Origin of the sequence: Actinomadura soli (assembly GCF_005889715.1) — a bacterium.
In the GTDB taxonomy this organism is placed as follows: domain Bacteria; phylum Actinomycetota; class Actinomycetes; order Streptosporangiales; family Streptosporangiaceae; genus Spirillospora; species Spirillospora soli.
In genome coordinates this window covers 1-4,666 of the sequence record NZ_VCKW01000419.1, presented here as the reverse complement: position 1 = coordinate 4,666, position 4,666 = coordinate 1, and the positions used below count along the sequence as shown (strand labels likewise).

Here is a 4,666-nt window from a genome sequence, read left to right as displayed (position 1 = left end):
GACCCCCCACTGCACCGGCTCCCCCGCCGCCCGCACCACCAAAACGATCACCATCAAGTAGGGCACGAAACGGCACCGCCCGCGAACCTTCTCGGTCCGCGGGTCACGGGGAAGGAAATGCCGCGTCCCCCTGACGTCCGCTGAGCGTCAGGGGGACGCGGGTGGGGAGCGCGGTCCCGTCCCGGGAGGTACGGGGACGGGACCGCGGGCCGCGCGGGGCCGGGCGACGGTCGCCCGCGCGGCACGACGGGTCAGTGCTCGGCCGCCCCCTCGGCGCCCGCTCCGGTGAGGGAGCGGACTTCGATCTCGGCGTACTTCTCGGCGTTGAACTCCTTGCTGAGGATCGTCCCGAGCCAGCCGCACACGAAGCCGATCGGGATGGAGACGATGCCCGGGTTCTCCAGCGGGAACCAGTGGAAGTCCACGTCGGTGAACAGGGCCTTCGGGGATCCGGACACGACCGGGGAGAAGGTGACGAAGAAGATCGCGGAGCCGAGGCCGCCGTAGATGGCGGACACGGCGCCGGCGGTGTTGAACCGCTTCCAGAACAGGCTGTAGAGGATCGCGGGCAGGTTCCCGGACGCGGCCACCGCGAACGCCAGGGCGACGAGGAACGCGACGTTCAGGCGCTGCGCGTAGATCCCGAGGACGATCGCGACGGCGCCGATGACGAACGCGGAGATCCGGGCGACGCGGACCTCCTCCCGCTCGGTGGCCTTGCCCTTGCGGAACACGTGGGCGTACAGGTCGTGCGAGAAGGACGACGACGAGGCGAGGGTGAGGCCCGCCACGACCGCGAGGATCGTCGCGAACGCGACCGCGGCGATGACCGCGAGGAGGATGGTGCCCCCCGCGTCGCCGAACACGATGTCGCCGATCTTCTCCGCGAGCTGCGGGGCCGCGGTGTTGCCGGCCGGGTTCTCCTTGGCGATGTCCTTGCTGCCGACGAGGGCGGCGGCGCCGAAGCCGAGGACGAGGGTCAGCAGGTAGAACGAACCGATGATGCCGATGCCCCACAGCACCGACTTGCGGGCGTCGCGGGCGGTCGGGACGGTGTAGAAGCGGATCAGGATGTGCGGCAGCCCGGCGGTGCCGAGGACGAGCGCCAGCCCGAGGCTGATCAGGTCGAGCTTGCCCTCCAGGCCGCTGGCCTCGGTGCCGTAGCGGAGGCCGGGTTCGAGGAAGTCCTTGCCCTTGCCGCTCTGGTCGGCCGCGTCGTTCAGCAGCGACGACAGGTTGAAGCCGAACTCGCTCAGCACGAGGATCGTGATGAGCGTCGCGCCGGTCATCAGCAGGACGGCCTTGACGATCTGCACCCAGGTGGTGCCCTTCATGCCGCCGAACACCACGTACACGATCATCAGGATGCCGACCAGCGCGATCGTGGCGCCCTTCGCGAAATCGCTGGTGAAGCCGAAGAGCAGGGAGACCAGCGCGCCCGCGCCGACCATCTGCGCCAGCAGGTAGAAGATCGACACGACGATGGTGGAGACGCCGGCGGCGGTGCGGACGGGGCGGGGGCTCATCCGGAACGACAGCACGTCCGCCATCGTGAACCGGCCCGAGTTCCGCAGCAGCTCCGCGACCAGGAGGAGCGCGACGAGCCACGCGACGAGGAACCCGATCGAGTACAGGAACCCGTCGTAGCCGTACAGCGCGATGAGGCCGGCGATGCCGAGGAAGGACGCGGCGGACATGTAGTCGCCGCCGATCGCCAGGCCGTTCTGGACGCCGGAGAAGGAGCGTCCGCCCGCGTAGAAGTCGGTGGCGTTCTTGGTGTTCCGGCTCGCCCAGACGGTGATCGCGAGCGTGCCGGCGACGAAGGTGAGGAACAGGATGATCGACAGGGTCTCGTTGCTCATCGGGCGTCCTCCGGCTTCCCGGCGGCCTCGGCCTCGATGTCGCCGCGGATCTTGTCGGCGAGCGGGTCGAGGCTGCGGTCGGCGTGCCGCGCGTACAGCCAGGCGATGACGAACGTCGACACGAACTGCAGGAGGCCGAACACCAGCGCGACGTTGATGGAGCCGACCAACTCGGTGCCCATGAAGCCGCGCGCCCACCCGGACAGGACGACGTAGAGCAGGTACCAGCTGAGGAAAGCCGCGGTCATCGGGAATGCGAATCTGCGGAATCTGCGTCGGAGTTCCTGGAACTCCGTGCTGCTCTGGAACCGTTCGTAGACGGTGCCGGAGGCACTCTTATCGACGGACACGACCGCCCCTCCTCTGTAGTGACGCCGGTCACGCGCCACCGTAAGGAGAGTGTCCGTGCAGGCGAAGGGGACCGGCGGGAGGGTGCGTTCAGCTGCCGCTCATCGTCGCTGGTCTGCTCGCCGCGTCGATGAACGGTCCGTTTGGCGCGACGAACGGTCGCACCCGTCACGGTCGCCGGGCGCCCCTGTGGTCACACCCGTCACGGTCGCCGGGTGCCGCGGACGGTCGCACTCGTGTCGGCCGCCGCGGGCGGTCACACCCGTTTCGGTCGCCAGGTGCCGCGGTCGACGTCGAGCGACTCGGGGGTGTGCAGGCGCACCATCATGCGGGCCGTGCCGGGCGGGACGCGTCCCGGCGTGCACCACGACACGGCGATCATGACGGTGAACGCGATGGGGACCGTCCAGGCGGCGGGCTCGGCGAGCATCGCGCCGACGAAGCCGTCCGGCGGCCCGGCCGCGATCGTCACGATCACGGCGGTGCCCGCGAGCAGGCCGCCCGTGACGAGGCCGGCGAGCGCGCCCGGGACGGTCAGCCGCCGCCACCACACGCCGAGGACGAGCAGCGGGCAGAACGTGGACGCGGCGACCGCGAACGCGAGCCCGACGACGTCGGCGACGGCGAGGGAGCGGGCCGCGATGGCCAGGCCGAGGGGGACGACGAGCGCGAGCAGCGTCGCGGCGCGGAACGAGCGGACCCCGCCGCGCAGAATGTCCTGCGCGAGGACCCCCGCGACGGACACGGTGATCCCCGACGACGTCGACAGGAACGCCGCGACCGCGCCGCCCGTCACCAGCGCGCCGAGCAGGTCGCCGCCGACGCCGCCGATGAGCCGTCCGGGGAGGGTGAGGACGACGGCGTCCGCGCGTCCGGTCATCAGCAGTTCGGGGGTGTAGAGGCGTCCGAGGACCCCGTACAGGGCTGGGAACAGGTAGAACGCGCCCAGCAGGGACAAGACCATGACGGTCGTACGGCGCGCGGCACGTCCGTCTGGGTTGGTGTAGAAGCGGACGAGCACGTGCGGCAGGCCCATCGTCCCGAGGAACGTGGCGAGGATCAGCGAGTACGTGGCGTAGAGGGAGTGTTCGCGGCCGTCGAGGGGCATGGCCCACTGGCGGTCGGTGGTGACGGGTCCGCCGCTGACGTGCGGGACGTCGGCGCCCGCGGGGAAGGTGATGGACGCGTCCTTGTCGATGTGGTGCCGTCCGGGGCTCAGGGTCAGCGGGACGTGGTCGTAGGCGCGTCCGTCGAGCCGTCCGTCGACGACGATCTGGGTGGACGTGGTGACGTCCACGGTGACGGCCGTCTCGACCGCCACGGTGGTGCGGTCGTCGAAGCGCGGCGGGGCCTCCGACGACAGGCCGGGCGCGCCGTCGGACCGCCACGCCAGCAGCAGGAAGACGAGCGGGACGGTGAGCGCGGTCAGCTTCATCCAGTACTGGAACGCCTGGACCAGCGTGACGCTGCGCATGCCGCCGACCCACACGTTCACGGCGACGACGACCGCGACGAGGACGCCGCCCGTCCAGACCGGGGCGCCCGTGACCGTCCGCAGCACGAGCCCGGCGCTCTGGAACTGCGGCAGCAGGTACAGCCAGCTGATCAGCACCACGAGGACGCTCGCGACGCGCCGCACCGCCATGGACTCGAGCCGCGCCTCGGCGAAGTCCGGCAGCGTGTACGCGCCGGAGCGGCGCAGCGGCGCCGACACCAGGACGAGCAGCACCAGGTACCCGCCCGTCCAGCCGACGGGGAGCCACAGCATGTCGGCGCCGTAGGCGAGGATCAGGCCCGCGATGCCGAGGAACGACGCGGCCGACAGGTACTCGCCGCCGATCGCGGACGCGTTCCGCAGGGGCGTGACCGTCCGGGACGCGACGTAGAAGTCGGACGTCGTGCGGGAGATGCGGACGCCGAGCACGCCGATGAGGACGGTGGCGACGACGACCAGCAGGACGCCCGCCATCCCGTACGCGGCGCTCACGGCTCCCTACCTTCCGGTCTCATGGGCGGCCCGGTCCCCGTCCGCGAGGGAGCGGTCGACGAGTTCGGCGAAGTCGTCCTCGTTGCGTTCGGCCTGCCGGACGTACCACCAGCCGCAGGCGACGAACCACGGGTAGATCAGCCCGCCGAGCAGCACCCACGGCAGCGGCGCCCCCAGCACCTCCTGCTCGCGGACCTCGGGGACCAGCGCGAACAGCAGCGGCAGCCCGGCCACCACGGCGGCGAGGACGAGGCACAGCCGGATCGCGAGCCGGAGCTGCGTGCGGACCAGCGAGCGCATGTACGCCTCGCCGAGCCCGGTCTGCTCGTCGATCTCCCGCGTGACCGGGTAGCGGGGGCGGCGGACGGTACGCGTCCGCGGGCCCGTGACCAGCACCCTGCCTTTGCCGGGGGGTGCGGGGGGTCGTCCCCCCACCGGAGGTCGTCCCGGCGCGATCTTGGCCGGGGGG

At 71.3% G+C, this 4,666-nt stretch carries 4 protein-coding genes; all 4 read right to left on the bottom strand.

The window, feature by feature from the left end; genetic code table 11:
• Positions 1-251: 251 nt before the first annotated feature.
• Entirely contained in the window at positions 252-1,862 is a 1,611-nt protein-coding gene (locus ETD83_RS39565) for a solute symporter family protein (RefSeq protein WP_138650380.1), read from the bottom strand.
• Positions 1,859-2,212 (bottom strand): DUF485 domain-containing protein, encoded by a 354-nt coding sequence (locus ETD83_RS39560; protein ID WP_138650378.1) that lies wholly within the window; start codon positions 2,210-2,212, stop codon positions 1,859-1,861. The genes ETD83_RS39565 and ETD83_RS39560 overlap by 4 nt, the downstream gene beginning before the upstream one ends.
• Positions 2,213-2,466: 254 nt before the next feature.
• Positions 2,467-4,197, bottom strand: coding sequence for a sodium/solute symporter (locus ETD83_RS39555; protein WP_171064708.1), 1,731 nt, complete (start codon positions 4,195-4,197; stop codon positions 2,467-2,469).
• A gap of 6 nt (positions 4,198-4,203) precedes the next feature.
• Positions 4,204-4,666, bottom strand: a 463-nt coding sequence (locus tag ETD83_RS39550) for a DUF485 domain-containing protein (RefSeq protein WP_205718150.1), incomplete at its 5' end; no start/stop codon positions are given.

Bases quoted from the DNA above. Each gene is read 5' to 3' on its own strand.
- ETD83_RS39565 (WP_138650380.1), bottom strand. From the start codon at position 1,862: ATGAGCAACGAGACCCTGTCGATCATCCTGTTCCTCACCTTCGTCGCC.